Origin of the sequence: Microbacterium sp. Cr-K20 (assembly GCF_000708325.1) — a bacterium.
Classification (GTDB): Bacteria; Actinomycetota; Actinomycetes; order Actinomycetales; family Microbacteriaceae; genus Microbacterium.
In genome coordinates, this window is sequence record NZ_JARE01000050.1 from 310,059 (window position 1) to 335,394 (window position 25,336).

General features: G+C 68.1%; 22 protein-coding genes, 1 other RNA gene and 2 pseudogenes. 20 read left to right on the top strand and 5 right to left on the bottom strand.

From position 1 onward, the window contains the following. Positions 1 to 4: 4 nt before the first annotated feature. Positions 5 to 769 carry an SDR family oxidoreductase gene (locus GZ67_RS0112340; RefSeq protein ID WP_029261794.1) on the bottom strand — a complete coding sequence of 255 codons (765 nt, stop codon included), beginning with the start codon at positions 767 to 769 and terminating at the stop codon, positions 5 to 7. A 100-nt stretch (positions 770 to 869) separates the two neighbouring features. Here GZ67_RS0112340 and GZ67_RS0112345 point away from each other — a divergent pair, with 100 nt between their 5' ends. Then, the gene (locus GZ67_RS0112345) at positions 870 to 1,706 is read left to right on the top strand and encodes a helix-turn-helix transcriptional regulator (protein ID WP_029261795.1); all 837 of its coding nucleotides are present in this window, start codon (positions 870 to 872) and stop codon (positions 1,704 to 1,706) included. A gap of 11 nt (positions 1,707 to 1,717) precedes the next feature. Here the strand turns inward: GZ67_RS0112345 and GZ67_RS0112350 are convergent, their stop codons facing one another. Further along, positions 1,718 to 2,557 carry an aldo/keto reductase gene (locus GZ67_RS0112350; RefSeq protein WP_029261796.1) on the bottom strand — a complete coding sequence of 280 codons (840 nt, stop codon included), beginning with the start codon at positions 2,555 to 2,557 and terminating at the stop codon, positions 1,718 to 1,720. A gap of 43 nt (positions 2,558 to 2,600) precedes the next feature. On the opposite strand from GZ67_RS0112350, the gene GZ67_RS0112355 reads away from it, so the two are divergent. The 6 genes from GZ67_RS0112355 to GZ67_RS0112375 all read left to right on the top strand — a co-directional run bounded on the left by GZ67_RS0112355 (position 2,601) and on the right by GZ67_RS0112375 (position 7,701). Then, positions 2,601 to 3,023, top strand: coding sequence for a YchJ family protein (locus GZ67_RS0112355; protein ID WP_029261797.1), 423 nt, complete (start codon positions 2,601 to 2,603; stop codon positions 3,021 to 3,023). A gap of 36 nt (positions 3,024 to 3,059) precedes the next feature. Then, positions 3,060 to 3,794, top strand: coding sequence for a zinc ribbon domain-containing protein (locus tag GZ67_RS0112360; RefSeq protein WP_029261798.1), 735 nt, complete (start codon positions 3,060 to 3,062; stop codon positions 3,792 to 3,794). Between the two features lie 22 nt (positions 3,795 to 3,816). After that, positions 3,817 to 5,517: a bifunctional 3'-5' exonuclease/DNA polymerase gene (locus tag GZ67_RS0112365; protein WP_029261799.1), complete on the top strand. Its 1,701-nt coding sequence runs from the start codon at positions 3,817 to 3,819 to the stop codon at positions 5,515 to 5,517. A 35-nt stretch (positions 5,518 to 5,552) separates the two neighbouring features. Next, positions 5,553 to 5,909: RNase P RNA component class A (rnpB, locus tag GZ67_RS20200), an RNA gene on the top strand. Between the two features lie 114 nt (positions 5,910 to 6,023). After that, the gene (locus tag GZ67_RS0112370) at positions 6,024 to 6,698 is read left to right on the top strand and encodes a HEAT repeat domain-containing protein (RefSeq protein ID WP_036303296.1); all 675 of its coding nucleotides are present in this window, start codon (positions 6,024 to 6,026) and stop codon (positions 6,696 to 6,698) included. Position 6,699: 1 nt separating this feature from the next. After that, positions 6,700 to 7,701 (top strand): MerR family transcriptional regulator, encoded by a 1,002-nt coding sequence (locus tag GZ67_RS0112375; RefSeq protein WP_029261801.1) that lies wholly within the window; start codon positions 6,700 to 6,702, stop codon positions 7,699 to 7,701. Between the two features lie 98 nt (positions 7,702 to 7,799). Here the strand turns inward: GZ67_RS0112375 and ppgK are convergent, their stop codons facing one another. Further along, a complete protein-coding gene (ppgK, locus tag GZ67_RS0112380; protein WP_029261802.1) occupies positions 7,800 to 8,546 on the bottom strand; it encodes a polyphosphate--glucose phosphotransferase in 747 nt (248 codons plus the stop codon). A gap of 68 nt (positions 8,547 to 8,614) precedes the next feature. On the opposite strand from ppgK, the gene GZ67_RS19800 reads away from it, so the two are divergent. The 4 genes from GZ67_RS19800 to GZ67_RS0112400 are packed head-to-tail and all read left to right on the top strand — an operon-like array spanning position 8,615 to position 14,148. Continuing rightward, positions 8,615 to 8,854, top strand: coding sequence for a hypothetical protein (locus tag GZ67_RS19800; RefSeq protein ID WP_036303297.1), 240 nt, complete (start codon positions 8,615 to 8,617; stop codon positions 8,852 to 8,854). A gap of 2 nt (positions 8,855 to 8,856) precedes the next feature. Next, positions 8,857 to 10,194 (top strand): type I glutamate--ammonia ligase, encoded by a 1,338-nt coding sequence (gene glnA / locus GZ67_RS0112390; protein WP_029261804.1) that lies wholly within the window; start codon positions 8,857 to 8,859, stop codon positions 10,192 to 10,194. Positions 10,195 to 10,203: 9 nt separating this feature from the next. Then, positions 10,204 to 13,179 carry a bifunctional [glutamine synthetase] adenylyltransferase/[glutamine synthetase]-adenylyl-L-tyrosine phosphorylase gene (locus GZ67_RS0112395; RefSeq protein ID WP_029261805.1) on the top strand — a complete coding sequence of 992 codons (2,976 nt, stop codon included), beginning with the start codon at positions 10,204 to 10,206 and terminating at the stop codon, positions 13,177 to 13,179. Positions 13,180 to 13,227: 48 nt separating this feature from the next. Then, complete coding sequence (locus GZ67_RS0112400; protein WP_029261806.1) at positions 13,228 to 14,148, top strand: diacylglycerol/lipid kinase family protein; 921 nt, start codon at positions 13,228 to 13,230, stop codon at positions 14,146 to 14,148. 28 nt (positions 14,149 to 14,176) lie between these two features. Here GZ67_RS0112400 and GZ67_RS0112405 read toward each other — a convergent pair whose 3' ends face one another. Further along, entirely contained in the window at positions 14,177 to 15,325 is a 1,149-nt protein-coding gene (locus GZ67_RS0112405; RefSeq protein ID WP_029261807.1) for an AI-2E family transporter, read from the bottom strand. A gap of 371 nt (positions 15,326 to 15,696) precedes the next feature. On the opposite strand from GZ67_RS0112405, the gene GZ67_RS20815 reads away from it, so the two are divergent. Next, positions 15,697 to 16,518 carry a helix-turn-helix domain-containing protein gene (locus GZ67_RS20815; protein WP_197021036.1) on the top strand — a complete coding sequence of 274 codons (822 nt, stop codon included), beginning with the start codon at positions 15,697 to 15,699 and terminating at the stop codon, positions 16,516 to 16,518. 286 nt (positions 16,519 to 16,804) lie between these two features. Further along, on the top strand, positions 16,805 to 17,419 hold the full coding sequence (locus tag GZ67_RS0112415; protein WP_029261809.1) for a hypothetical protein: 615 nt from the start codon (positions 16,805 to 16,807) through the stop codon (positions 17,417 to 17,419). A gap of 97 nt (positions 17,420 to 17,516) precedes the next feature. On the opposite strand, the gene GZ67_RS0112420 is transcribed toward GZ67_RS0112415, so the two are convergent. Further along, a complete protein-coding gene (locus tag GZ67_RS0112420) occupies positions 17,517 to 18,992 on the bottom strand; it encodes a LuxR C-terminal-related transcriptional regulator (protein ID WP_051662510.1) in 1,476 nt (491 codons plus the stop codon). 213 nt (positions 18,993 to 19,205) lie between these two features. Between GZ67_RS0112420 and GZ67_RS0112425 the strand changes: the two genes are divergently transcribed. From GZ67_RS0112425 to GZ67_RS0112460, 7 genes and pseudogenes are all read left to right on the top strand, one after another. Beyond that, entirely contained in the window at positions 19,206 to 19,580 is a 375-nt protein-coding gene (locus tag GZ67_RS0112425; protein WP_029261811.1) for an SHOCT domain-containing protein, read from the top strand. Positions 19,581 to 19,662: 82 nt separating this feature from the next. Next, positions 19,663 to 19,797, top strand: a pseudogene (locus GZ67_RS21230) (carboxylesterase); the annotation flags it as partial. A gap of 371 nt (positions 19,798 to 20,168) precedes the next feature. Beyond that, a complete protein-coding gene (locus GZ67_RS20820; RefSeq protein WP_231481790.1) occupies positions 20,169 to 20,564 on the top strand; it encodes a DUF1214 domain-containing protein in 396 nt (131 codons plus the stop codon). 28 nt (positions 20,565 to 20,592) lie between these two features. Then, positions 20,593 to 21,435, top strand: coding sequence for a tyrosine-protein phosphatase (locus GZ67_RS0112435; protein WP_036303301.1), 843 nt, complete (start codon positions 20,593 to 20,595; stop codon positions 21,433 to 21,435). Next, complete coding sequence (locus GZ67_RS0112440) at positions 21,432 to 23,735, top strand: arylsulfatase (RefSeq protein ID WP_029261813.1); 2,304 nt, start codon at positions 21,432 to 21,434, stop codon at positions 23,733 to 23,735. The genes GZ67_RS0112435 and GZ67_RS0112440 overlap by 4 nt, the downstream gene beginning before the upstream one ends. Before the next feature lie 20 nt (positions 23,736 to 23,755). Then, the gene (locus GZ67_RS20195; protein WP_136025714.1) at positions 23,756 to 24,595 is read left to right on the top strand and encodes a helix-turn-helix domain-containing protein; all 840 of its coding nucleotides are present in this window, start codon (positions 23,756 to 23,758) and stop codon (positions 24,593 to 24,595) included. Between the two features lie 215 nt (positions 24,596 to 24,810). Next, positions 24,811 to 25,336 (top strand): annotated as a pseudogene (locus tag GZ67_RS0112460) (hypothetical protein); the annotation flags it as partial.

Here is a 25,336-nt window from a genome sequence, read left to right on the forward strand (position 1 = left end):
GCTCTCAGCGTCCGTGCGGGTCGGTCCGGTTCAGCGTCGCGACGACCTGGTCGTAGTCGCCCCGAGCCTCGCCGTAGCGGAGGAACTTCACCCGCTCGACCTGGATCTCGGTGGGGTGCGGCTGTGACTCGATCAGTGCCGTCACCTCGTCGATGAACTCGTCGAGCGGCATCGCTGCCTCGTTGTCCTCGTGACCCGGCATGAGCTGCGTACGGACCGCCGGCGGCTCGAGCTCGAGCACAGAGACGCTCGTCCCCGCCAGCTGCAGGCGCAGTGATTCGCTGAGCATGTGGATCGCGGCCTTGCTGGCGTTGTATGTGGGCGTCACACGAAGCGGGGCGAAAGCGAGCCCCGACGACACGGTCATGATCGTGGCGTCCTGCTGCGCACGCAGGTGGTCGATGAACGCGGCGATGAGGCGGATCGGACCGAGGATGTTCGTGGCGACCGTCTCTTCCGCGATCTCCAGGAATCCGGAAGGCGTGGTCCAGTCCTCGGCGCGCATGACGCCGGCCATCGTGACGAGCACGTTGAGTGCAGGATGCTCGGCGAGTACAAGCTGCGCGGCCTCATCGATGCTGCGCCCATCCGTCGTGTCGATCCGGACCGTGTGGATGCCGGGATGCTCCGCGGCGATCGAGATGAGCCGGTCCTGTCGGCGTCCGCCTACGATGACGGTGTTGCCGCGTTCGTGCAGGCGCAGAGCGAGAGCGAGGCCGATGCCGCTGGTCGCGCCGGGAATGAAGATGGTGTTTCCGCTGATGTCCATGGATTCAGCATCCGAGCGACGGCGAGCTCCCTCCAGAGAGCGGTCATCCAGGGACGGGCGCTCCCTGGATCGGATCACGCCGCCGGGAGATACTTCGGGGGTGGACCGTGATGCACTGGCCGAATTCCTCCTCCGCCGCCGTGATGCTCTGACGCCCGCCGACGTCGGGCTGTCGACGGGGCCGCGGCGTCGCACGGCGGGCCTGCGCCGCGAGGAGGTCGCGCAGCTGGCGACCATGTCGACCGACTACTACACCCGCCTCGAACAGCGGCGGGGTCCGCAACCCAGCGTGCAGATCCTCGCGGCGCTCGCGCGCGCACTCCGGCTCACCGAGGACGAGCGCGACTACCTGTTCCGACTCTGCGGACACAGCGCACCCGACCGAGCACATGTCACCGACTACGTGCGCCCCGGCATCCTCCGCGTGCTCGACCGGCTGCACGACACCCCGGCTTTCGTCGTCTCGCTTCTCGACGAGGTGCTCGTGCAGAACGACGCCTCCCGCGCGCTCGTGGGCGACGCGAGCACGCTCACCGGTCTCGACCGCAGTGGCATCTACCGGTGGTTCGCCTATCCCGACGACGAGCGGCGTCGGTATCGCGAGGCCGACCACGCGAGACAGGCTCGTGCGCTCGTCGGGTCGCTGCGTGCGGCCCACGGTGTGATGGGGGCGCGTTCACGGGCAGGCGAGATCGTCTCGGCGCTCACTGCGCGGAGTCCGGAGTTCGTCGAGCTGTGGGACGCGCACGAGGTGAGCCGCCGGTTCGAGCAGCACAAGGTGATGGTGCACCCCGAGCTCGGCGAGATCGAGGTCGACTGTCAGGCGCTGTTCACCGAGGACGAGTCCCAGGCGCTGATCGTGCTCACGGCGGCGCCGGGCAGCGAGGCAGCGAGCAAACTCGAGTTCCTGCGGGTGCTGGGGACGCAGAACGTCTGACCAGACGCGGGTCAGGACTCCTCGTGGGTCCTCGGGTCGGCGTCGAACAGCCGTCCGTCGGGGCGCCCGAGTGCGGTGATCGCTGCCACCTCGGCATCGCCGAGCACGATCTCGGCCGCCGTGAGGTTCGCGACCTGGTGCTCCCGGGACGACGCCTTGGGGATCGACACCGTGCCACGGGCGACGTGCCATGCGAGGACCGTCTGCGCCGGTGTCACGCCGTGCGCGGCGGCGACCTCATGGATCACTGCCTCGTCGAGCAGCTCCTTGGCGCGTCCCAGAGGGCTCCATGCCTCGGTGAGGATGCCGTGCTCGCGGTGGTAGGCGAGCTGCTCCTCCTGCGGGAAGTACGGGTGCACCTCGATCTGGTTGACGACGGGGCGCACACCGGTCTCGCGCTCGATGCGTTCCAGGTGTTCCGGCAGGAAGTTCGAGACGCCGATCTGCCGGACCACGCCGCGCGCCTGCGCGTCGACGAGCGCAGCCCAGGCCTGGACGTACTCGTCCTGGCTCGGGTTCGGCCAGTGGATCAGGTGCAGGTCCGTCGCCTCGAGCCCGAGACGCGAACGGCTCTCCTCGATGCTGGTGCGCGCCTTCGCAGACGGGTGGTGGCGTCCGGGGAGCTTCGTGGTGACGATGATCTCCGAGCGGTCGACGTCGGATGCGGCAACTCCTCGGCCGACCGAACCCTCGTTCTCGTAGTTGAAGGCCGTGTCGATCAACCGGTACCCCGCTTCGATGCCCCCTGTGACGGCATCCGCTCCGGCATCGCCGTTGAGCGCATACGTGCCGAGCCCGATCGCCGGGAGTGCGAAGCCGTTGTGGGCGGTGAAGGTGGGGACAGTGGTCATCGTGACTCCTCCGTTGCGTTTCCTCCGAGCGTACGCTGAGGGAATGACAGCAGAGACGGACATGGCGTCGGATGACGTGGTGATCGACGACGCGATGCGATGCCCGTGCTCGTCCGGCGAGGTGTTCGGCGGCTGCTGTGGTCCACTGCTGCGCGGCGCCCCCGCTCCGACGGCGGAGCGCCTGATGCGGTCGCGGTACACGGCGTTCGGGCGCCACGATGCGGGTCACCTGCTGCGCACCTGGCATCCGACATCGAGGCCGCGGACGATCGACTTCGAGCCGGATCTCGAGTGGCTGCGGCTGCTCGTGCTCGATCGCGTGGCCGGCGGTCCGTTCGATGACCAGGGCATCGTGGAGTTCGAGGCGATCTGGCGGCAGGGCGCCGAGCGGGGCTCCCTGCACGAGCGCAGCCGCTTCGTCCGCGAGGACCGGCAGTGGTACTACGTCGACGGCGACGTGAGCTGATGGGCGGATGTCGGCGCAGCGACTAGATTTGAGAGCGTGAACGCCAGCCCCGAGAACCAGCGCACCCTGCTCGACATCGCCGACCTCGACCGGCGCATCGCGCAGGCCGAGCGTGCCCGTACCAAGCCGAGCCAGGCGGGGCGGATCACCGAGCTCGTCGCCATCCGCCAGGAGCAGCTCCGCGAGCTGACGACCCTCACCGGCACTCGCGACGATGTGCGCACCGAGCTGAAGCGCCTTGAGTCCGATGTCGCGGTCGTCGAGGCGCGCCGGAACCGTGACGCCGAGCGACTCGCCGCGTCGACCAGCTCGAAGGACGCGCAGGCGCTCGAGCACGAGCTGGCGAGCCTCGCCCGGCGGCAGAGCGACCTCGAAGACGCGGAACTCGACGTCATGGGGCGGCTCGAAGAGGCGGAGGCCGCAGTCGCCGCACAGCAGGCTCTCCTGGAGACGACCACCGCCGAGGGGTCGGCGCTCACCGCCCAGGCCAAGGCAGATGTCGCCGCGGCGACGGATCTGGGTGCGCAGCTCGCCCGCGATCGAGCGGCCGTGGCCGAAGGCGTCTCGCCGGAACTCCTGGCCGAGTACTCCCGTCGCGCGACGAACAGTGCCGGCGCGGCTCTTCTCACCCGCGGCACCTGCGAAGGATGCCGCATCCTGCTTCCCAGCACCGATCTGAACGACATCCGCCGCGCGGCGGACGACTTCGTGGTCTCCTGCCCCGAGTGCGGCTGCATCCTCGTGCGCACCGAGGAATCCGGGCTCGCATGAGCGGTGCCCGCGCCCGCCGCCGATGACAGCGCCGGCGTCGGGGATCGAACGCCGCATCGCGCTCATCTCCGTCGGCGCACAGGAGTACGTCGCGATCGAGCTCGACGCCGACGACGAAGAGCAGAACCGCACGTCTCTGCGCACCGACGAGCTGTCCGCATGGGTCCACGCCGCGGAGACCTCCGACGCTCCGCGCTGGATCATGCGCACCGCCGCGGAGACCTACGCCCTCCTCCTCGGCGACGGAGTGCGGATCTCTCGCAGCCATGATCTGGTGCTGTGCCATGCGATCCTGCGCGACACCTCTGCGGTGCCGACCCCGCTTCCCGCGTCGCACGAGTGGGAGCGGCGTGAGCCGACCGTTGCGGCGCCGTCGCTGTTCGACGTGTTCGACGACACGAGCGGAGAGGACCCGATCGTCACGGCCCTCGGTCAGTACCGGGCGCAGCGGGAGACGATCGCTGCGGCGCCGGATGGTCGCCTCACGCTGCTGTGCGCGGCGGAGTCGGCGGGCGGACTCATCGCCGAGGAGATGCGGGCCGCGGGGTTGCCCTGGGACGAGGGCGTGCACGATGCGATCCTGACCGACACGCTGGGCACGCGTCCGGTCGCCGGTGGAACGCCGAGTCGTATGGTCGAGCTCGGCGATCGAGTGCGGGAACTCCTCGGCGACCCCTCACTGCACCTCGACAGTCAGCAGAAGCTGCTCAGGGCGCTGCATCGTGTCGGGGTGCAGGTGGAGTCCACGAGCCGGTGGGAGCTCGCCGAGCACGACCACCCGGTCGTCGAACCGCTGCTCGCGTACAAGAAGCTCTCTCGGCTGCTCAGTGCCAACGGCTGGGCGTGGCTCGCCGAGTGGGTGCACGACGGGCGGTTCCGTCCCGTGTACATCCCCGGTGGCGTGGTCACCGGGCGCTGGGCCTCTGCCGGCGGAGGCGCGCTTCAGCTTCCGCGCAGTCTGCGCCCTGCGGTGCGTGCCGACCCTGGATGGACTCTCGTCGTGGCGGACGTCGCGCAGCTGGAGCCGCGGATGCTCGCTGCGATGGCCTCCGACGAGGCGATGGCGCGGGCGGCGCGGGGGAGCGATCTGTACGCCGGCGTCGTCGCTTCCGGAGCGGTGGCCACGCGGGAGGAGGCGAAGTACGCGGTGCTCGGTGCGATGTACGGCGCCACGACCGGCGACAGTGGGCGGCTCGTTCCACGGCTGAGGAAGGTGTATCCGCGCGCCATGGCGCTCGTCGACGCGGCGGCGCGCACGGGCGAGGACGGCGGCATCGTGTCCACCTGGCTCGGCCGATCATCGCCCCGACCCTCGGTGGAGTGGATGCGTCTGCAGGCCGATGCCACCGGCGCTGATGCCGATCCGGCAGTCGTGGCGCTCGCTCGGCGCCGGGCGCGTGACTGGGGGCGATTCACCCGGAACTTCGTCGTGCAGGGGACTGCCGCCGAGTGGTCGCTGATCTGGCTCGCCGAGATCCGTCACCGCCTGCAGCAGATCCCCGAGGGCTTCACCACGGCCGCGGCATCCGGTCCCTTCGCGCAGGCACCGCACCTGGCCTTCTTCCTGCACGACGAGGTCATCCTGCACGTTCCGCAGGAGCACGCAGAAGCGGCGGCCGAGGCCGTGCGTGAAGCGGCCGCGGTCGCGACGACCCGCCTCTTCGGGTCCTTCCCGATCGACGTGCCCCTGGACCTCCGGATCGCAGAGTCCGCCGAGAAGTAGGAATGGCCTCCCGAGAAGTAGACTGGGAGTGCGAATGGGTCGACTGGACGGCCGCGTGGCGGGTGACCGCACCGAGGAACGTCCGGGCTCCTCAGGGCAGGACGGTGGGTAACGCCCACCCGGAGCAATCCGCGAGAAAGTGCCACAGAGAATAGACCGCCCCGCAAGGGGTAAGGGTGAAAGGGTGGTGTAAGAGACCACCGGGGGCCATGGTGACATGGCCCGCCAGGTAAACCTCGTCCGGAGCAAGGTCAGACAGAGGATGATGACGCGGCTCGCCGAGTCCTCGGGTAGACCGCTAGAGTGCCACGGCAACGTGTCGCCGAGAGAGATGGCCGTCGAAGGGGCGAAGAACCCCGGAACAGAACCCGGCGTACAGGTCGGCCCATTCGCATGAATCGGCCTGATCCGCTGGTCACTTTCGAGGCACCTCGGAACTGCGTCTTGTTCCCGTCTTGACCTTGACACGCTGACAAGGTGTGAAGTGGGATGTGGAGGTGGTCCTCATGACCCAAGACAACATGACATCCCCCGAGAGCCGGCTGCGCAGAGCGTTGAGCACGTCGGACGCATCAGTCAGGCTGCAGACGGCGCTCACTGCAGGGATCCACACGGACGACGCGTACCTGCCGGTGCTCATCGAGCGGTGCTCGGTCGAGCCCGACTTCTACGTGCGGGACATGCTCACATGGGCGATCACCCGCCAGGATCGGACGAAGGCCGTCGATCTCCTGCTGCCCGAGCTCGACTCGACGACTGCTCAGGCCCGGAGCCAGGCCCTGCACAGCCTCTCGAAGCTCGGCGACCGGCGTGCCTGGTCAGCGATCACCGTGGACTTGCTGCGTGACGACGACGTCGAAGTCGCGAAGGCGGCGTGGCGCACCGCGGCAGGCCTCGCGCCGGAGAGTGAGCACCCCGCACTCGCCCGCGACCTGGCTCGCAACCTCGGCCGCGGAGATCGTGAGCTCCAGCGAAGCCTGAGCCGGGCGATCGCGATGCTCGGCCCCGCCGCCGAGTCCGTCGTCGACGCGGCGACGGATGCGCCGGACCCCGGGGTTCGTGAGCACGCGCTGGCCACAGCACATGTCATGGCATACCCGGACGATGGTTTCGAGGCGGCCATCGAGGAAGCCCGGCGAGTGGTCGCGCTTCGGGACGCACGGACGGTCGGAGACGACTGACATGCTCATCGGCGAGGTCGCTCGGCGAAGCGGGGTGAGTGCACGCATGCTGCGCCACTACGACCGCATCGGTCTCGTCTCGCCGACGGCGCGCACCAGCGGCCACTATCGCCAGTACGCGGAAGTGGATGTCGAGCGGCTGCTCCACGTGGAGAGTCTCCGATCGCTCGGCCTCAGCTTGGCGGAGGTCGCCGACGCACTCGACTCAGAGGCGTTCGCATCGGCGGATCTCGTCGAGCGCCTCGTCGAGCGCGCGCGGGCCCAACAGAGCGCCGCGACCGAACTCGTCTCGCGTCTGGATCGCATTCGCGCGAGCGATCCTCGCGACGTGGCCGATGCGCTTCGTGTCATCGCACTCATTCGTGGATTCGATTCCGTGAGCGCGTCCGGCCGACAGAGGTTGGCTCTGACACTCGAGAAGGGCGACGAGCGCGACACGGCCGTCCTCATCGAGGCTCTGCTCCGCGAGGATGAACCGAACGTGGCCGGCGCGGTCCTCTGGTCCCTCGCGTTGATCGGAGACCCCGCGGTTCCCGTTCTCGCGAGGGAGCTCACCTCAGCGCACGCGCAGCGACGACACCGTGCGCTGGAGGCGCTCCTCAAGATCGGCACGCCTCGAGCGCTGGCGTCCGTGGCCCGGCAGACGACGCACGCGGACCCGCGAGTTCGTGCTCGCGCGAACATCGTCGGGAGTATGTCGGGCGACATCGCCGTGGTCGCCGCACTGGTCGCGCAGGTGGCCGCGGGGGAGCTCGACATGGAGGCGAGCGACGCTCTGGAGGCGCTCGCCTCTCGTGAAGGGTTCACGGGCGAGCTCGTCCGTGCTTCGACGGCGGTGATGGCGATGACCGACGCCGATGGTCGTCGGCGCCTGGTCGGGATGCTCGCGTGCATCCCCGGGCCCGACGTCGAATCGGTGCTGCAGACGCTGGCCGCCGACCCGGAGTCCTCCGTCGCGATCGCTGCCCGCGCCCACCTCGGGGTTCGCACGGAGCGCCGCTGACCGGTCGAGACGGGTTCGTCCACGCCGCCCGACTCATGACGAAGGCCCCGATGACTGCAGAGTCATCGGGGCCTTCGAGGTTCAGGAGCGGGTGAGGATCAGTCGCCGGCGAGCGACGCCGCGCCGATGATCCCGGAGTTGTTGCGATGGATGGCCGGCACGATCGGGGTCTTGAGGTCGAGGAGCGGGAGGAAGTCTCCGGCGTTCTTCGACACGCCGCCGCCGACAACGAACAGGTCGGGGCTGAACAGGAACTCGATGTGCGAGTAGAAAGCCTGCAGGCGCTCCGCCCATGCGGCCCAGCTGAGGCCCTCGCGCTCGCGTGCCGATGTCGCGGCATACGTCTCGACCGACTCGTACTCACCGAAGTTGAGGTGGCCCAGCTCGGTGTTAGGCAGCAGCACGCCGTCATAGAGGAAGGCGGACCCGATGCCGGTGCCCAGGGTCGTGAGCAAGGTGAAGCCGCGCACGTCCCTGGCCGCGCCGTGGCGGGCCTCGGCGACGCCGGCGGCATCCGCGTCGTTCACGAACACGATGTTGCGGCCGAGTCCGTCGCGGAAGAAGCGCTCCGCATCGAAATCGATCCATTCCTTCGACACGTTCGCCGCGGAGAGCGTCTTGCCGCGCTTGACGATGGCCGGGAAGGCGACACCGAGCGGGAGGGTCGAGTCGTGCACGTCGAGGGTCTTCAGAACGGTCTGCACGGCGTTCAGGACATCCTGAGGCGATGCGCCTTCAGGGGTGGGGACCCGCACCCGGTCGGATGCCATGATTCCGTGCTCGAGGTCGACGATTCCTGCTTTGATTCCCGTGCCGCCGATGTCGACGCCGATCGCTTTTGCCATGGGCGATAGCTTAGCGACCACGGTGCACGCCAGTAGGATCGATGACATCACGTGAAGAAGGGACAGGCATGTCTGACGGTGACCACAAGTACTGGTACAACTCCGAGACCGGCGAGGTCGAGTTCGGCATGATCTCGCCCTCCATCGACCGGATCGGGCCCTTCGACACGGAGGCCGAAGCCCGCCGCGCGCCCGAGGTGCTCAAGGAGCGTTCGCGCGCCTGGGCCGAAGAGGAAGCCGTGGAGCAGGGCTGGGACGCCAAGGGCTCGCAGAACGCGGGCGACGCAAAGGGCCAGGGCGCAGAGTAACCATGGACAAGCAGAGGGATTTCGTCCTCCGGACGATCGAGGAGCGCGGCGTCAAGTTCGTGCGGCTGTGGTTCACCGACGTCATCGGCACGCTCAAGTCCGTGGCGATCGCTCCGGCCGAGGTCGAGGGGGCGTTCGCGGAAGGCATCGGTTTCGACGGTTCGGCGATCGAGGGGCTGACGCGCACCTACGAGTCGGACCTGCTCGCGCAGCCGGATCCGACGACGTTCCAGACGCTGCCGTGGCGCGGCGAGATCGATCCGACGGCGCGCATGTTCTGCGACCTGACGACGCCCGACGGACAGCCGGCCGTCGCCGACCCGCGGCACGTGCTCAAGCGCACCCTCGCGAAGGCCGCGGATGCCGGCTTCACGTTCTACACGCACCCCGAGATCGAGTTCTACCTGCTCAAGTCGTCGTCGTTCGGACCTGACGGTCCCGTGCCCGTCGATTCGGCCGGCTACTTCGACAACGTTCCCGGTGGCACCGCTCACGACTTCCGTCGCCGTTCGGTGCGGATGCTCGAAGACCTCGGCATCTCCGTCGAGTTCAGCCACCACGAGGGTGGACCCGGACAGAACGAGATCGACCTCCGCTACGCGGATGCCCTCACCACGGCCGACAACATCATGACCTTCCGCACGGTGATCAAGGAGGTGGCGATCGAGCAGGGCGTCTACGCGACGTTCATGCCGAAGCCGCTCAGCGATCAGCCCGGCAGCGGCATGCACACCCACATGTCGCTGTTCGAGGGTGATCAGAACGCCTTTTACGAGGAGGGCGCGAAGTACCAGCTCTCCAAGACCGGCCGACACTTCATCGCGGGTCTTCTCCGACACGCGAACGAGATCTCCGCCGTGACGAACCAGTTCGTGAACTCCTACAAGCGGCTCTGGGGAGGCGACGAGGCGCCGAGCTTCGTCACCTGGGGGCATGCGAACCGCTCGGCCCTCATCCGCGTGCCGATGTACAAGCCGAACAAGAGCCAGTCGTCGCGCGTCGAGTACCGCGGCATCGACTCCGCCTCGAACCCGTACCTCGCCTACGCGCTGCTGCTCGCGGCAGGACTCAAGGGCATCGAGGAGGGCTACGAGCTGCCGCCCGAGGCCGAGAACAACGTGTGGTCCCTGAGCGACGCCGAGCGGCGTGCACTGGGATACGAGGCGCTTCCTGCGAGCCTCGACCACGCTCTGGAGTACATGGAGGCATCCGAACTCGTCGCCGAGACGCTGGGGGAGCAGGTCTTCAACTACGTGCTGCTCAACAAGCGCAAGGAATGGGAGGCCTATCGTGGCCAGGTCACCCCGTTCGAGCTGAAGAGCAACCTCGAACTGCTCTGACCTGCGCCGATGGCCCGACCGGACGACTCCGTCTCCCTCTCCGCCCTGGCGAGGCTCGGTTTCGCCGAGTTGAGCGAGGCGGCGGCATCCCTGTCCGAGTTGGCGACGGTTCTCGGAATCTCGCGATCGTCACTTCTCGAAGGAGCGGATGCTGCCGACCCCGACGCCGCGGTGCGGGGAATGGTCCGTGTCGCGCGACGGGACCCCGGACCCCTGAAGGGCCTGCTCGACATCGCTGAGACGCGTCACCGCGTGTGGCGGGTCTTCGGTGCCTCGGAAGGGCTGGCCGACTTCTTCCTCCGCCATCCCGATCAGCTCTCGGTGCTGGGGGAGGCCCTCGACGCGTTGCCGTCGCCGGAGTCGCTCCGGACGCAGCTGCTGGCATCGGTCGGCGCCCGAGATGGCTTCGCGACGTCAGCGGACGATGCCGCGGTCGTGGCCGTGCGTGTCGCGTACCGACGCAGCCTCGCCGCCATCGCCGCCTATGACCTGACCCACCCCGAGCCGAAGACGGTGGTTGCCGCGGTGTCCGCCGCACTGTCGGACGCCGCCGGAGCGGCCTTGGAGGCCTCGCTCGCGATCGCACGCGCGCGTCTCAGTGAGACCACCCCGCGGGAGCAGGTAGCGGCGACGCGGCTCTCGATCATCGGCATGGGAAAGGCGGGCGCCCGCGAGCTCAACTACGTCAGCGACGTGGACGTGATCTTCGTGGGCGGCACCAGCGACGAGGAGGTCGTGACGGAGGCCCGCGCGATCGACATCGCGACGCGGCTGGCCCGCGAGACGATGCGCGGTCTCGACAGCATCGAGGTGGAGCCCCCGCTGTGGGAGGTCGACGCCAACCTGCGGCCCGAGGGCAAGCAGGGTGCCCTCGTGCGTTCGCTCGCCTCGCACCTCGCCTACTACGATCGCTGGGCCAAGAGCTGGGAGTTCCAGGCACTCCTGAAGGCACGACCTCTCGCCGGAGACGCCGACCTGGGCGCCGAGTACGTCGAGGCGGTGCAGCCGAAGATCTGGTCCAGCGCCGCTCGTGAGGATTTCGTCGAGAGCGTCCAGCGGATGCGCGAGCGCGTGACCGAGCACATCGATCCGGACGACGCGCCATATCAGCTCAAGCTCGGAGCGGGCGGTCTACGCGATATCGAGTTCACCGTGCAGTTGCTGCAGCTGGTCCACGGCCTCACGGACGAGTCGATCCGCACGCGCGGCACGCTCGAGAGTCTCGACGCCCTCGTCACCGGCGGGTACATCGGACGAGCGGATGCCGCGACGTTCGCCGACGACTACCGCATCCTGCGACTCATGGAGCACCGCCTGCAGCTGCGCGAACTGAGCCGCACGCATCTGCTTCCTCGGACTCCCGCCGGTCTGCGCGTACTGGCGCGCAGCACGGCACTCGCCGAGAGCGGCGACGGTGTATGGACGCGATGGGAGGCTGTGCGCCGCGAAGTGCGCGAGATCCACACTCGGCTGTTCTACCGCCCGCTTCTGAGCGCGGTGGCCGGTCTTCCCGAGGAGGAACGCACACTCTCCACGGCGCAGGCGCATGACCGCTTGGCGGCCATCGGGTTCCGCGACCCCGCGGGCGCCCTGCGGCACATCGGTGCACTCACGACCGGGCTCAGCCGCAAGGTGACGATCCAGCGGGCGCTGATGCCGATCATGGTGCGGTGGTTCGCCGACGGAAGCGACCCCGATTACGCGCTTCTCGCGTTCCGTCGCATCAGCGAACGCCTCGGCGACACCCCGTGGTTCCTTCGGATGCTGCGGGACTCGTCGGGTGCTGCCGAGAGCCTCACACGACTGCTGTCCTCGTCACGCTACGTCGGGGAGCTGCTGGAGTGGATCCCGGAATCCGTGGCCTGGCTCGACAGCACCGAACGGCTGCGTCCGCGCGGTGCGGCGGCGCTCGACGAAGAGGCGCGCGCGATCCAGACCCGTCACGAGACCATCGGCGACGCCCTTCGAGCGGTGCGGGCTCTGCGCCGTCGGGAGCTGCTGCGGACCGCGATGGGCGCCGTCCTCGGCGTGCTGACGATCGAAGAGGTGGCTGTCGCGCTCACGGAGATCACCGAGGCGACCATCCAGGCGGCCCTGCGCGCCGTCATCCGGGAGGTGGTTCCCGATGACGCCGCAGAGCTCGACTTCGCCGTCATCGCCATGGGGCGTTTCGGAGGTGCCGAACTCGGTTTCGGGTCGGACGCCGACATCCTCTACGTGTACGACGCGAACGGGGTCGACTCGCAACGGGCGCAGAAGCTCGCCACGCAGATCGTGGCAGGACTCCGCGAGCACCTGACCGATCACAGGCTCCCACTCGATCTCGACGCCGACCTCCGACCGGAGGGGCGGAACGGACCGGTCGTGCGATCGATCGCCGCGTACGCCGAGTACTACCGGCGCTGGTCGCTCTCCTGGGAGGCGCAGGCGCTCCTGCGCGCGCGGGGGGTGGCGGGGAGTGCGAAGCTCATCGAGCGGTTCACGGCCCTCGCGGACACGATCCGCTACCCGGAATCGGTCGACCTCCAGGGAACGCGTGAGATCAAGCGCATCAAGGCCAGGGTCGAGGGGGAGCGGCTGCCGCAGGGCGCTGATCCGCGGCGACATCTGAAGCTCGGCCCCGGCACGCTCAGCGACGTCGAGTGGCTGGTGCAGCTGCTGCAGCTGCAGCATGCGCACGCGATCCCCGGCCTGCGGACCACAGCGACACTCGGTGCGCTGGACGCCGCCGTCGCAGCCGACCTCGTGGAGGAGGGCGACGCCGAGCGGTTACGGGAGGCGTGGCGCCTGTCGAGTCGGCTACGCTCGGCGATCACACTCCTCACCGGGCAGACGAGCGATCTGCTCCCCGCCGATCGGCGCCAGCTGGATGCGATCGGCAGCCTGCTGGGATACCCCGAGCGTTCGGCGACCGAGCTCGAGGAGGACTACCTCGGCGTCACCCGACGCGCGCGCAAGACCTTCGAGGAGCTGTTCTACGGATAACCACCGCCTCGGTTTGCAGTATCGGGCGACGTGTCCCAAGCTGACGATATGACCCCTACGCGCATCGGAATCGTCTGGAATCCCTCGAAGGTCGATCAGAACGTTCTGCAGGACGCGGTGAGCGACGTGTTCGACGAGCAGTACGACATCCGTTGGTGGGAGACGACGCCGGAGGACCCGGGCCGCGGCATGGCCCGGGAGGCTCGTGAAGACGGCCGGGGCATCGTGATCGCCGTCGGGGGAGACGGCACTGTTCGTGCGGTCGCCGAGTCGCTGGCGGGTTCGGAGACCGCCCTCGGGATCGTTCCGCAGGGCACCGGCAACCTCCTCGCCCGCAATCTCGAAGTGCCGCTGAACAACGTCGCCGCAGCCCTCCAGAGGGTTCGGGACGCGGAGCCGCGTCGCATCGATCTCGGTTGGGTGTCATACGACGGCACCGAGCACGCGTTCGCCGTCATGGTCGGGTTCGGGATCGACGCGCAGATGCTGGTCGAAACAGACGACGACCTCAAGTCGAAGGCCGGCTGGCTGGCCTACGTCGAGGCGATGGGTCGTGCCCTGGCCGGGACCGAGATGACCGACATCACCCTCGCCATCGACGGGGAGAAGGCCGTGGCGGTGCGTGGGCACACCATGCTCATCGGCAACTGCGGAATGGTGCAGGGTGGCATCCGTCTGCTCCCCGATGCCGTTCTCGACGACGGCAAGCTCGATGTGCTCATGATCAGTGCCGACGGCGCCCTGCAGTGGTTGGACACCCTGCGCTCCTTCGTCTGGGACAACGGCATCCGGCGGATCTTCGGGGCGACCGATGAGGCGGTCAGCACCGATTCTGCGCGCCACCTGCCCGTCGAGAACATCTCCGTGCAGCTGGAGACGCCTCTCATGTTCGAGATCGACGGCGAGGAGATGGGCGAGATCTCCGCATTCGAGGTGCGCGTGGAAGCCGGCGCTCTGCTCGTACGCTGAAAGGTGTTCGGTCGGTGGACTGCGCGGGTCAGACGGCGGTGACCGGGGGCACGATCTTCCGGTCCTGAGCGGGGAACGTCACCTTCTGCACGATGATGATGATGCTCGCGGCGACCGGGATGGCGACGAGCGCTCCGAGGATGCCGCCCAATGCGCCACCGGCGACCGCGGCGATGACCACGAGCGCCCCGGGAACCGCGACGGCCTTGCTCATGATGCGCGGCGAGAGCACATATGCCTCGATCTGCATGTAGATCAGGTAGTAGATGATCGCGATCAGTGCGGTCAGCGGCGAGACGAAGAGGCAGATCAGCGAGTTGATGATCGATGCCGTCAGCGTTCCCACCAAAGGGATCATGGATCCGATGAAGGCGATGAGGGCGAGCAGCGCGGGGACCGGCGCCCCGATGATGCTGAGGAAGATCAGGCTCAGGACGCCGTTGATGAGCGCCAGGCTGGCCTGGCCGATCACATAGCGCCCGACAGCGCCGGAGACGTCTTCGAGCAGGCCGCTGAAGGTTCCCCGCTGGTAGGCGGGGACGAAGCGCGCGGCCACATGCTTCATGCTCCGCAGGGACGCCATGAAGTACAGCGTCAGGATCAGGACGATCGTGATGCCGGTGAACCCACCGGCGATCCCCGCGCCGACCGCGAACACGCCGCCGCCGATGTCGAGGAAGTTGTCCGGGTCTCCGACGAAATCGAGGATGCCCTGGACGGCATCCTGGATGCTCGAGCCGAACTGGCCGCTGACGTCTTTGTACCAGGCGCTGGCCATGAAGTCCTCGACCATCTGCGGGCCGTCCTTGATCAGGTTGCTGATCTGCTCGACGAGGATCGGGACGATGGCGAGGATGATTCCCGCGAAGGCGAGGACCACACCGGCGACGACGATGGTGACAGCGGCCGGGCGCGGGAGTTTCTTCTCGATGAACGTGACGATCGGGTCCAGTCCGAGGGCGAGGAAGATCGCCACGCCGATGTAGACGAGCACGGTCGCGAGCTGACCGATGATGCTGCCGACCGCCAACGCGACCAGCACCCCGAGCGCACCGAGCAGACCGAACATGAACGGGTTCGTGCGCGCATATGCGGCCACCGCGTTCGACGGCTGTGACGGCGCGGCTTCCACAGGTGTGCGCGGTTCGGCCTTCGCGATCACTCTTCTACGGCGCATGGTTCCCCCGGTCGATGGTCAGACTCACCAGTTGATCATTCGTGTGCCCGGCGGTCAAGCGCAGAGTCCGCGCGGCGGCGTAGTCGGTCGCCTCGGCACGGCTGCCGGACCGATATGGTGGGATCGAGGGCCCCGTACCCGGGGGGCCGGGCTGCGGTGGGGAACCGCATGGGGAGGGTTTCATTGTGCTGTGGGGACGCGTTTCACCGAGAGAAGTCGACCGGTCGTCGACGTTCGAACCCGACGCGCCACGTGCGCTCAGGGGGAAGCACACGCTGACTCTCTCGCGACGCCGCTGAGGTGGCCGGAGAGAACCGCCCGTCGCCCTTCCCGGCGCTGGGCGTCTGTCGAGCGCGATCGGGAGTCGTGTCGTGCCCGTGACGAGAGCGCGCACGCTGGCCATGTTCGGGAGCGTGCGCATCCGCGAGTTCGTGGCGGGGCGCGATGACGCGCGTTCGAGGCTCGACCGCGTGCCGGGACTGATCGGACTGCACAGTGTCCGCTCCGGCAGCATCGACATCGGCTCCCCGTCCGGAACGGTGCGACTGGCGGAGAACGATGCTTTTCTGCTCAACCACGATGCGACCGTTCTGACTTCGCCGCTGAAGCGACTGCGTCTGCTCTCGATCGTCCTGCCCGCGGAGGTGCTCGCCGGGTTCGCGGCGCCGACGCCGGGCGAGATCCGGCCCGTGTCACCGTCGACGTCACTGCTTGACCCGGCGGTCGCGTTCGCCGAGCGGGCGGCCGTCGTGGACGCCGATCCGGTGAGCACCTTCGGGAGCTACTACCTCGAGCGTCTCCTGCAGGAGATGGTGCTGGGTGTGGCCGTCGAGGCCACCCGTGCCGCGGCGGCCGGCCTTCCGCCCGATCATCATCGCGATGCCCTGAACCTGATCACCGCGCAGGCGTCAGATCCTGTGCTGTCGCCGCGCGGCGTCGCCGAGCAGCTCCGGCTTTCCCTGCGTCAGCTGCAACGTGCGTTCCGGGCACAGGGTACGACGGTGGAACGGGAGATCCGCCGATCGCGCGTCGAGCATGCGATCGGTCTGCTCACGGATCCCGCGTACGACCGCCTGAGCATCGAGGAGATCGGTCGGTACTCAGGCCTCTCCGGCGGGTCGAGCCTGGCGCGGGCGATGGCGCAGGAGGGGCGGCGTGCCCCGTCGGAGGTCCGACGGCGACGAGAGGGGTGACCCCCGTCGGCGGTGCGCGTCATACCCAGCGCGACACCCCTGGTCGGGAAAGCGACATGTGCGTGCCGGACGGGAAGTGCCGTTCGTCCCCGCTGCCAGCATGACGGATGGCCGGCCGTACTCCCATTCGCGGCTGCCGCACGAGCGCGGAACCCGCCGCGCGATCCACACGGGTTCAGCGAGTGTGCCGATGCGTCGAAGCTCCGCGTGGCCAGTGCCACGCGGCGAGACGCCGTGACACCGGTCGCCCGAGTGGACGGTGCCTACCCCCAAGGAGAACATCGAGATGAATGAGAACGAGAACCAGCGCGGTACCGGCTTCGACCGCCGCACCGTGATCAAGGCGGCGGCCTGGTCGGCACCGGTCATCGCGGTAGCCGTCGCCACCCCGCTCGCCGCCGCGAGCGAGAACACGCCCGACCCCCAGCCGCAGCCGGCCCCTGGAGGGGGGCTCTCGTCGTGGCAGGGCGGCACCTCGGTCCAGACCTGGACGGCCACGCAGCCGAACCGCGTGCAGGTGAACACGGGGCAGACCCTCGGCTTCAACGCTTTCGACGGCACCACCGGCGACATGGAGCCGGCGGGCAAGTTCACGTCGGGGACCGCCACCGTCACCGTCGCGTGGGGTGCCGGTAACGGCGTGACCAACCCGGGCAGCTACCGCATCCAGGAGCAGAACCTCCACGGATGGACCCGCGTCGGATCGCTTCCGGCCGACGGCACCTCGGGGAGCGTGACCTACACCTACAGCGGTGTGCTGAACGGCGCGGAGAACCTCGTGCAGCTGCCGGTGCTCTGGCTCCTGCCGTCCGCGGGGGGTGCGCTCGTCGACACGTACGTGAACACCACGCTCTCGTCGGACTTCCTCAGCGAGAAGACCTCCGGCTCGAAGGTGCCGTAACCACCGCGTATCGACGTTGTGATCGGAGAAGCGCCCGCCGGGATGACCGGCGGGCGCTTCGTCGTCGTGCGCGTCTTCTCCCACCGGGCTGTGCACATCATCGGGCAAGCGTCGAGCGCACGGCCTCGCGTCGGGTGGTCACACCGAGCTTCCGGTAGACCGAGCGGATGTGCGTCTTGACGGTCGGGTAGGCCACACCGAGGTGCGCGGCGATCTCCTCGGCCGTCATCGTCGTGCGCAGGCACCCGAGAACCTCGCTCTCCCGCGGCGTGAGCACGCCGGCGAGGCGTCGCGACAGTTGTCCTCGTCGCTCCAGGACGACGGCGAGGAAGGGATCATGACGTGATCCCCGATGCGCGTGTGCGCTGAGGAGGTCACCGATCAATGGGTCGTCCGACAGGAACGGGGCGAGGATCCGCTCCGAGGAGGCGGCCTCCAGCGCTCGGTCCAGGAACTCGTGTGCTTCCGGCCCGCGACCGGCCGCAGACCGCAGCGCGGCGGAGGTGATCAGTGTGCTCACACGTGCGTACCGGGGCAGGGCGCCGGCCGACGCCAACCGCAGCGCCTGAGCCGCGAGCGCTGGCTCATCGAGGACCCGATAGAGCTCGGCGAGCACTGCGTGCGCCACCGCGGCACCGGGTCGTGTGAGCGCGGGCGCCGCGATGGTTCGCGCGCGCTGGTCATGCCCCTCCGCATGCGCGAGCAGCGCGGAAACCACACGCCGTAGCGTGTCCCACGGAATGCCGTGCTTGTCGGCCCTGCTCACGCCACGGACCAGCTCGGATGCCGCGTAGTAGCGGTCGTCACGCTTCAACGCGACGAGGCTCATCACCAGGTAGAGGCGGGCGAGGGCTTCGAAGTTGTGGCCGGGAGCGGTATCGGCGACCGCAGGATCCAGGTGGCGGATCGCCTCGTCGTAGTCCCCGCGCCAGTAGGCGATGGTTCCACGATTCGCCTGGGGGAGACCGCCTTCGAAGACGTCCCAATCGGACGGTGCCGCCGCGACCGGGAGCGCATCGAGGGTCTGCTCGGCCTCTGTGAAGAGCCCGGCGTGGGTCAGCGCGAAGGCGAGGTTCGACTGGGCGAGCCGGAAGGTCTCGTCTCGGTCGTGCAGACGCGCCTCGTCCGCTGCGGAGCGGAGCAGTGCGATGGCCTCGCCGAGGTCCCGCCGGAGTCGGACCTCGGTCCACCCCAGCAGGAAGAGCGCGGAGGGATAGTCGTCCTCCGGGCCGCATCGGGTGAGGGCGTCCCGGGCACGGTCCGCGGCGACGGCCTTGGCAGAAGCATCCGTCGCGAGAAGAAGCTCGGTGAAGCAGACGACGAAGTCCTCTGCGGCGACGCTCAACCCCTGACCGCGCAGGAATGTCGCACCGTGCGAGTCGCCGAGCAGGTCGCGGCAGCACGCGCGGATCAGGAGAACGTGCGCGTCGTGCGGATCCGGCTGAGCGAGACAGAGCTGCTCGAGTTCGCGGGTCCGGGACTCGAGGATGAGGCGGAGCCAGTTCCGGCGCAGAGCCGTACGGGCGAGCTCCGGATCAGTGGGGGAGATGTCCTCGCGGACGGCGTCGATCACGCGTCAACGATATCGGCGCCGGGAGAGGCGGGGGCGGCGGATGACTCCGGCTCTCATCCGGCGCGGATGAGAAGCGCATTCCGAGGGGGCGGGACTGGCCAGAATTTCAGCGACGCTCGTGTCTTCGGCCAGACCGCAGAACGGGCACCCGACACTGCTCTTCATCCTCGCGGGACGCGAATGCGCTCCGGCGGGAGAACGGAATCAACAGACATGCTCTTCTGGGAAACGCTCGGCTGGATGCTGTGGGCGACCGTCTTCATCGGCTACCTGTTCGCGCTCTTCGCCATCATCGCGGACCTGTTCCGCGATCGCGGCCTGAACGGGTGGTGGAAGGCGGTGTGGGTCGTCTTCCTGATCTTCCTGCCGTTCCTGACCGTCCTGGTCTACCTCATCGCGCGCGGCCAGGGGATGGCCGAGCGGAGCAGCAGGGCGGCGCGTGAATCGGCGGAGGCGACCGAGTCCTACATCCGGGAGGTCGCAGGCAAGACGGCGACCGAGGAGATCGAGGCCGCGGCCCGACTCCGTGATGCGGGCGCGATCAGCTCCGAGGAGTTCGACCGGCTCAAGGCCAAGGCTCTCGCCTGATCCGTTGACACCGATAGCAGAGAACCTCATGCCCGCAACGAAAGTGACCGTTCGCAATTTCGCTCGCGCCGAGTCCGACCTCATGTTCTCCCGCCTCGCGGCCGGGGTCGGACTCGGCGCGTGGAATCACAGCCGCGGCCTGAAGCCTCTCGATGATCAGCCGATCATCCGACAGAACCGTGACACCCTCTACAGCAGCGCCGTCATCGATGTGCGCGAAGATGTCACCCTCACGCTGCCGGACACCGCGGGTCGCTACATCTCCGCGTTCGTCGTGAGTCAGGACCACTACGGTCCACTGTTGCTGCGGGATGCCGGTCCCCACGTGCTCACCCGCGACGCGATCGGGACCGACTACGCGGTGATCCTGGTGCGCATCCTGGTCGACCCGAACGATGCCATCGACGTCCTGGAAGTGAACCGTCTCCAGGATGCGATCGTCTTGGAGGGTGGCGGCGTGGGGGCGTTCCCGCTGCCGGAGTACGACGAAGCGTCGCAAGCAGAGACCCGCGACGCGCTCCTCACCCTGGACGCGGCGTCGCCACCTACGACCACGCCTTCGGAACGCCGGCGGAGGTCGATCCGGTCATGCATCTGCTCGGCACCGCCGGCGGCTGGGGCGGCCTTCCCGAATATGAGGCCACCTACATCAGCATCGATGAGGGGCTGCCGGTGGCTGACTACCGGCTGCGACTCGAAGACGTGCCGGTCGACGCTTTCTGGTCGGTGTCGCTCTACAACGCCGCCGGCTACTTCGAGCAGAACACTCTCGGGGTGAACAGCATCAACAGTCTGACGGCGGTCGCAGACGACGACGGCGGAGTGACCATCCACTTCGGCGCCGACCCGGTGGGCCACTCGAACGCGTTGCCCATCATGCCGGGTTGGAACTACACACTGCGGCTCTATCGTCCGCAGCAGTCGGTCCTCGATGGCAGCTGGGTCCCGCCACGGCCTGAGCCGATTCCGACCGACGAACGTTGACGACGGTCGAAGAACAGGAGAAGAGTCGATGAGCATTCCGATCACCCGCCGCATTCCCCTGCGCAGCGCCCCGAACCTGCGTGATCTCGGCGGGCTGCGCGCAGCCGGGGGAGTCCTCCGGTCCGGTGCCGTCTATCGCTCGGCCACACTCGCTCGGCTGGAAGGCGATGACGTCGAGGCCTTCCTCGGGCTGGGCATCACGACCGTCTATGACCTCCGTACGGTCGGCGAGCGCGGCGCGTCACCCGATCGGTTGCCCGACGGCGTGCGGCTCGTCGGGCTGGATGTGCTGGCCGACAGCACCACGGATGTCGCGGCGGGCGTCGGCCAACTCGCCAGTGACCCGGTCGGGCTCGCTGCGACGCTCGGAGACGGGCGCGGCGTCGAGCTGATGCGGGATTCCTACCGGAACATCGTGAGTCTCCCGTCCGCACTCGCGGCCTACCGGGCGTTCTACCTCGACCTCATCGATCCGGCTCGTCGCGGTGGGGCGCTGTTCCACTGCACGACGGGCAAGGATCGCACGGGGTGGGCGGCGGCTTCGCTGCTTCTGCTGCTCGGCGTCAGCGAGGGCGACGTGCGTGCCGACTATCTCGAGACCAACACCGACCTGCTGCCCGCTCTGCAGCCGCTTCTCGCGGCCGCCGCGGCGAAGGGAGTGGACACGAGATTGCTCCTTCCCGTCCTCGGCGTGCGTGCTGAGTATCTCGACGCAGCGATCGACGAGGCGCACACGAGGTTCGGAGGGATCGAGGGCTACGCCGTGGATGGGCTCGGTCTCGACCCCGCTGATCTCGTCGCGCTGCGTCGGCGTCTCGTCCTCCATGACGGCGAGGCGCAGCCGTCGACCCCCGAAAGGTACTCCTCATGAACCCGCAAGACGTCCTCCCGTTCCCGCCGACCCCGTCCGCGAGCATCGCGGGTCGCACGATGCAGGAATCGGTGTACGGCCAGAGGGCGGCTCCGTCGCGGCTTCCCGATGACGCGCCGAACATCCTCATCGTCCTGATCGACGATGCCGGACCTGGGCTTCCGGACACCTTCGGCGGTGAGGTGCGCACCGACACACTGTCCCGCGTGATCGACGAGGGAATCGGCTTCAACAGGTTCCACACGACCGCGATGTGTTCGCCGACGCGGGCGTCTCTGCTCTCCGGTCGCAATCACCATCGGATCGGGAACGGACAGATCGCCGAGCTGGCGAACGACTGGGATGGGTACGCGGGCGAGATCCCGCGCTCCAGTGCGCTCGGCGCCGAGGTGTTGAAGGACTACGGGTACTCGACCGCCGCATTCGGCAAATGGCACAACACCCCCGCGATCGAGACGGGAGCCACCGGGCCGTTCCACAACTGGCCCTCCAGCATCGGATTCGAGTACTTCTACGGCTTCCTCGCGGGTGAAGCGTCGCAGTACGAGCCCCACCTCGTGAGGAACACCACGAGCGTCCTGCCGCCGAAGACCGCCGCCGAGGGATACCACCTCAGTGAGGATCTCGCCGACGATGCCATCGGCTGGCTCCGCGACCACAAGGCGCTGGCTCCGGACAAGCCGTTCTTCCTCTACTGGGCGTCCGGCGCGATGCACGGCCCGCATCACATCATGAAGGAGTGGGCGGACAAGTACTCGGGACGATTCGACGGTGGCTGGGACGAATACCGCGAGCGGGTCTTCGCGCGTGCCAAGGAGAAGAACTGGATCCCCGAATCGGCGGAGCTGACCGAGCGGGACGCGCGGATGCCCGCGTGGGATGACATCCCCGAAGACGAACGGGAGTTCCAGACCCGGTTGATGGAGATCGCCGCCGGTTTCGGCGAGCACGCCGACGTGCAGGCGGGACGCGTCATCGACGAGATCGAGGCGCTCGGATACGGGGACAACACACTGATCATGTACATCTGGGGAGACAACGGGTCGTCCGGTGAGGGGCAGAACGGCACGATCAGCGAACTGCTCGCCCAGAACGGCATCCCGTCGACCGTGCAGATGCACATCCAGGCGATGAACGAGATGGGCGGCCTGGACGCTCTCGGCACAGCCAAGGCCGACAACATGTACCACGCGGGATGGGCTTGGGCGGGCAGCACCCCGTACAAGGGTATGAAGCTGCTCGCCTCCCACCTCGGTGGCACACGCAATCCGTTGGCGGTGCGCTGGCCGGCGCGGATCACCCCGGACTCCACGCCGCGGGCGCAGTTCGTGCACTGCACGGATGTGGTCCCCACCCTCTACGACCTGATCGGGATCACTCCGCCTCGCGAGGTCCGCGGCGTGCACCAGGATCCGATCGACGGATCCAGCTTCGCCGCGGCGCTCACGGATCCGGAGGCCGAGGAGACACACGTCACCCAGTACTTCGAGATCCTCGGCAGCCGGGCCATCTATCACGACGGGTGGATGGCGTCGGCCTTCGGTCCCCGAGCCCCCTGGGTTCCCGGACTGCCGGAGGGGATCGCCGACTGGAGCCCAGACCACGATGCCTGGGAGCTGTATCACCTCGACGAGGACTGGACGCAGACTCATGACCTCGCAGACGCGCACCCCGACAAGCTCGCCCAGCTCAAGGAGCTGTTCGCGATCGAGGCGGCGAAGAACAGCGTCTATCCGGTCGGCGGTGGCCTCTGGGTGCCGATCTACCACCCCGAGTTCCGCATCTCGACGCCGTACCGGAGCTGGAGCTTCACCGGCGACCTGCGACGGATGCCGGAGTTCATCGCACCGGCGCTCGGGAACCGCGCGAACAGGGTGACGATCGACGCATCGCTGCCGGAGAACGCCGAGGGAGTGCTCTACGCGCTGGGCGGCGCCGGAGGAGGCCTCACGTGCTACCTGGACGACGGCTACCTCTGCTACGAGTACAACACGTTCATCGTGCACCGCACCAAGATCCGGTCCGCAGAGCGCTTACCCGTGGGGCGCGCGGAGATCGTCGTGGAGACCGGCTACGTCGAAGCGCGGCCGGCCGGACCGCTGCGCATCGACATCTCGCTCGACGGCCGGCAGATAGCGACGGGCACCGTGCCCGTCAGCGTTCCGCTGCTGTTCACCGCCAATGACTGTCTCGACATCGGCGTCTGCCTGGGTGGTTCCGTCTCGCTCGACTACTTCGACCGTGCGCCCTTCGCCTTCACCGGTGAGATCCACGCGGTCGACGTGATCTATACGAACTGACACCGGCGGTCGAGGTGGAGGTGCTGAACCAGAGCCTCAGGCACGGGTGGAGTTACGACGCTCGACCGCAGGTCTACGAGTACGACGAGACGGCCACCGATGACTTCGGGTTCGCGCGGCTGTGGAGTGGAGGGATGAGCACCGCGCTCCTCAGCCGCGCGGGGATCGTCCACGTGGCGGCAATCGTGGAGGGAACCGCCGAGGTGACGGTGGACGGCAGCAAAGTGCAGATCGAGGCGGGACAGATCATCCTGCTCGACGGCGACTCTGAACTCCATGCACATTCGCCGAAGCCGTGGGCGCGCTACGGCTGGTTCTTCCGCGACAGCATCCTGCGGGGGCGAGAATATCGCCGACTGTTGGGTGAGCCGCGGTCGATCACGCGAGAGTCCCTCCTCGCCATGACCTCTGTGGCCAACACCTCGCTCGACGCGAACCGGGCCGGGGTGAAGCCCTCCATCCACTCGCGGATCGCGATGGAGCATCTGGCCGCCGCTGCGGCCTATGAGCATTCGTCCCGGTCCCGCACCGATCCTGTTCACCGAGATGGCCTGTTCCTCGCCGCGCAGACGCTCATCTCCGAGCGGTTTCGCGACCCCGCCCTGACCGTCGGGGTGCTATGCCGAGACCTCGCCGTGAGTGCCAGTTCGCTGCATCGCGCCTATCAGCCGATGGGCATGAGCCCGCGGAGAGAGATCGAGCGTCATCGCGTCGCGGAGGGTCTGCGTCGTCTCGCATTGGACGACGGGGAGCGCGTTTCCTCGATGGCGGACATCGCCGCCGAGTCCGGATTCACCTCCGTCGTCACGATGCGACGTGCGCTCACGAGGGCGGGACATCGCGCGCCCCGCGGGAACTGACCGCTCCCACGCTCGTCGCTGCCTCGCGGCTCGGCGTGCCCGAAGGCAAGCCTCGACGGAACATTTTCTGTCACGAGGAACCTCTTTGTCGCAGATGCGGCCCGCGCTCTTCAGTCGGGAATGTCCTGTCGAGAAACTGACACTGCTTCAGCACCCGCCGCTGGAAAGCCGCGATGGAGCAGCACCCGAATCTGCGACGAAAGGCAACCAGCGCTGTGAATGAATCACCCTCCGAATCCACGAGCGACGACATTCAGGCGACGACGAAAGCGGGCTTCTCCCGTCGTGTCGTGGTTCAGGGTGCCGCGTGGAGCATCCCCGTGATCGCGGCCGCCGTTGCCACGCCGCTCGCTGCAGCCTCGGGGGACGGCGCCCTCAGCTTCACGCTCCCTGCCTATGCCGGTACCGCTTGCACGGAGATCACGAACGTCCAGGCCACCCTCACGAACTCGTCCGGTGCGCCGGATGCCGGCAAGCCGGTCACCGTCACGCTCTCCGACGGCTACACGTTTGCCGACGGGTCCACGACGTACACCGGAACGACCGACGCGAGCGGCAAGGTCACGTTGCCCGCTGTTCGGGTGCCGGCGACGGGAGGTGCTGCGATGTTCTTGGCGACGTCTGCAGCGCTCACTAGCACTGCCCCAGTTACGGCGCCGGCAGTCGGGGTCGCACATCTGCTCCGCCGGAGTGACGGCTTGATCGTTACGTTCCCGAGTGTTCCCGCGGGTTCGACAGCCA

What these genes read in the sequence shown, in the direction of transcription:
- GZ67_RS0112425 (WP_029261811.1), top strand. Translation starts at nt 19,206, where the DNA reads ATGCTCTTCTGGGAAACGCTCGGCTGGATGCTGTGGGCGACCGTCTTC.
- GZ67_RS0112405 (WP_029261807.1), bottom strand. Translation starts at nt 15,325, where the DNA reads ATGCGCCGTAGAAGAGTGATCGCGAAGGCCGAACCGCGCACACCTGTG.
- GZ67_RS0112375 (WP_029261801.1), top strand. Translation starts at nt 6,700, where the DNA reads ATGCTCATCGGCGAGGTCGCTCGGCGAAGCGGGGTGAGTGCACGCATG.
- GZ67_RS19800 (WP_036303297.1), top strand. Translation starts at nt 8,615, where the DNA reads ATGTCTGACGGTGACCACAAGTACTGGTACAACTCCGAGACCGGCGAG.
- GZ67_RS0112355 (WP_029261797.1), top strand. Translation starts at nt 2,601, where the DNA reads ATGACAGCAGAGACGGACATGGCGTCGGATGACGTGGTGATCGACGAC.
- GZ67_RS0112370 (WP_036303296.1), top strand. Translation starts at nt 6,024, where the DNA reads ATGACCCAAGACAACATGACATCCCCCGAGAGCCGGCTGCGCAGAGCG.
- GZ67_RS0112400 (WP_029261806.1), top strand. Translation starts at nt 13,228, where the DNA reads ATGACCCCTACGCGCATCGGAATCGTCTGGAATCCCTCGAAGGTCGAT.
- ppgK (WP_029261802.1), bottom strand. Translation starts at nt 8,546, where the DNA reads ATGGCAAAAGCGATCGGCGTCGACATCGGCGGCACGGGAATCAAAGCA.
- GZ67_RS0112340 (WP_029261794.1), bottom strand. Translation starts at nt 769, where the DNA reads ATGGACATCAGCGGAAACACCATCTTCATTCCCGGCGCGACCAGCGGC.
- GZ67_RS0112395 (WP_029261805.1), top strand. Translation starts at nt 10,204, where the DNA reads ATGGCCCGACCGGACGACTCCGTCTCCCTCTCCGCCCTGGCGAGGCTC.
- GZ67_RS0112365 (WP_029261799.1), top strand. Translation starts at nt 3,817, where the DNA reads ATGACAGCGCCGGCGTCGGGGATCGAACGCCGCATCGCGCTCATCTCC.
- glnA (WP_029261804.1), top strand. Translation starts at nt 8,857, where the DNA reads ATGGACAAGCAGAGGGATTTCGTCCTCCGGACGATCGAGGAGCGCGGC.
- GZ67_RS20820 (WP_231481790.1), top strand. Translation starts at nt 20,169, where the DNA reads ATGCATCTGCTCGGCACCGCCGGCGGCTGGGGCGGCCTTCCCGAATAT.
- GZ67_RS0112350 (WP_029261796.1), bottom strand. Translation starts at nt 2,557, where the DNA reads ATGACCACTGTCCCCACCTTCACCGCCCACAACGGCTTCGCACTCCCG.
- GZ67_RS0112435 (WP_036303301.1), top strand. Translation starts at nt 20,593, where the DNA reads ATGAGCATTCCGATCACCCGCCGCATTCCCCTGCGCAGCGCCCCGAAC.
- GZ67_RS0112440 (WP_029261813.1), top strand. Translation starts at nt 21,432, where the DNA reads ATGAACCCGCAAGACGTCCTCCCGTTCCCGCCGACCCCGTCCGCGAGC.
- GZ67_RS0112415 (WP_029261809.1), top strand. Translation starts at nt 16,805, where the DNA reads ATGAATGAGAACGAGAACCAGCGCGGTACCGGCTTCGACCGCCGCACC.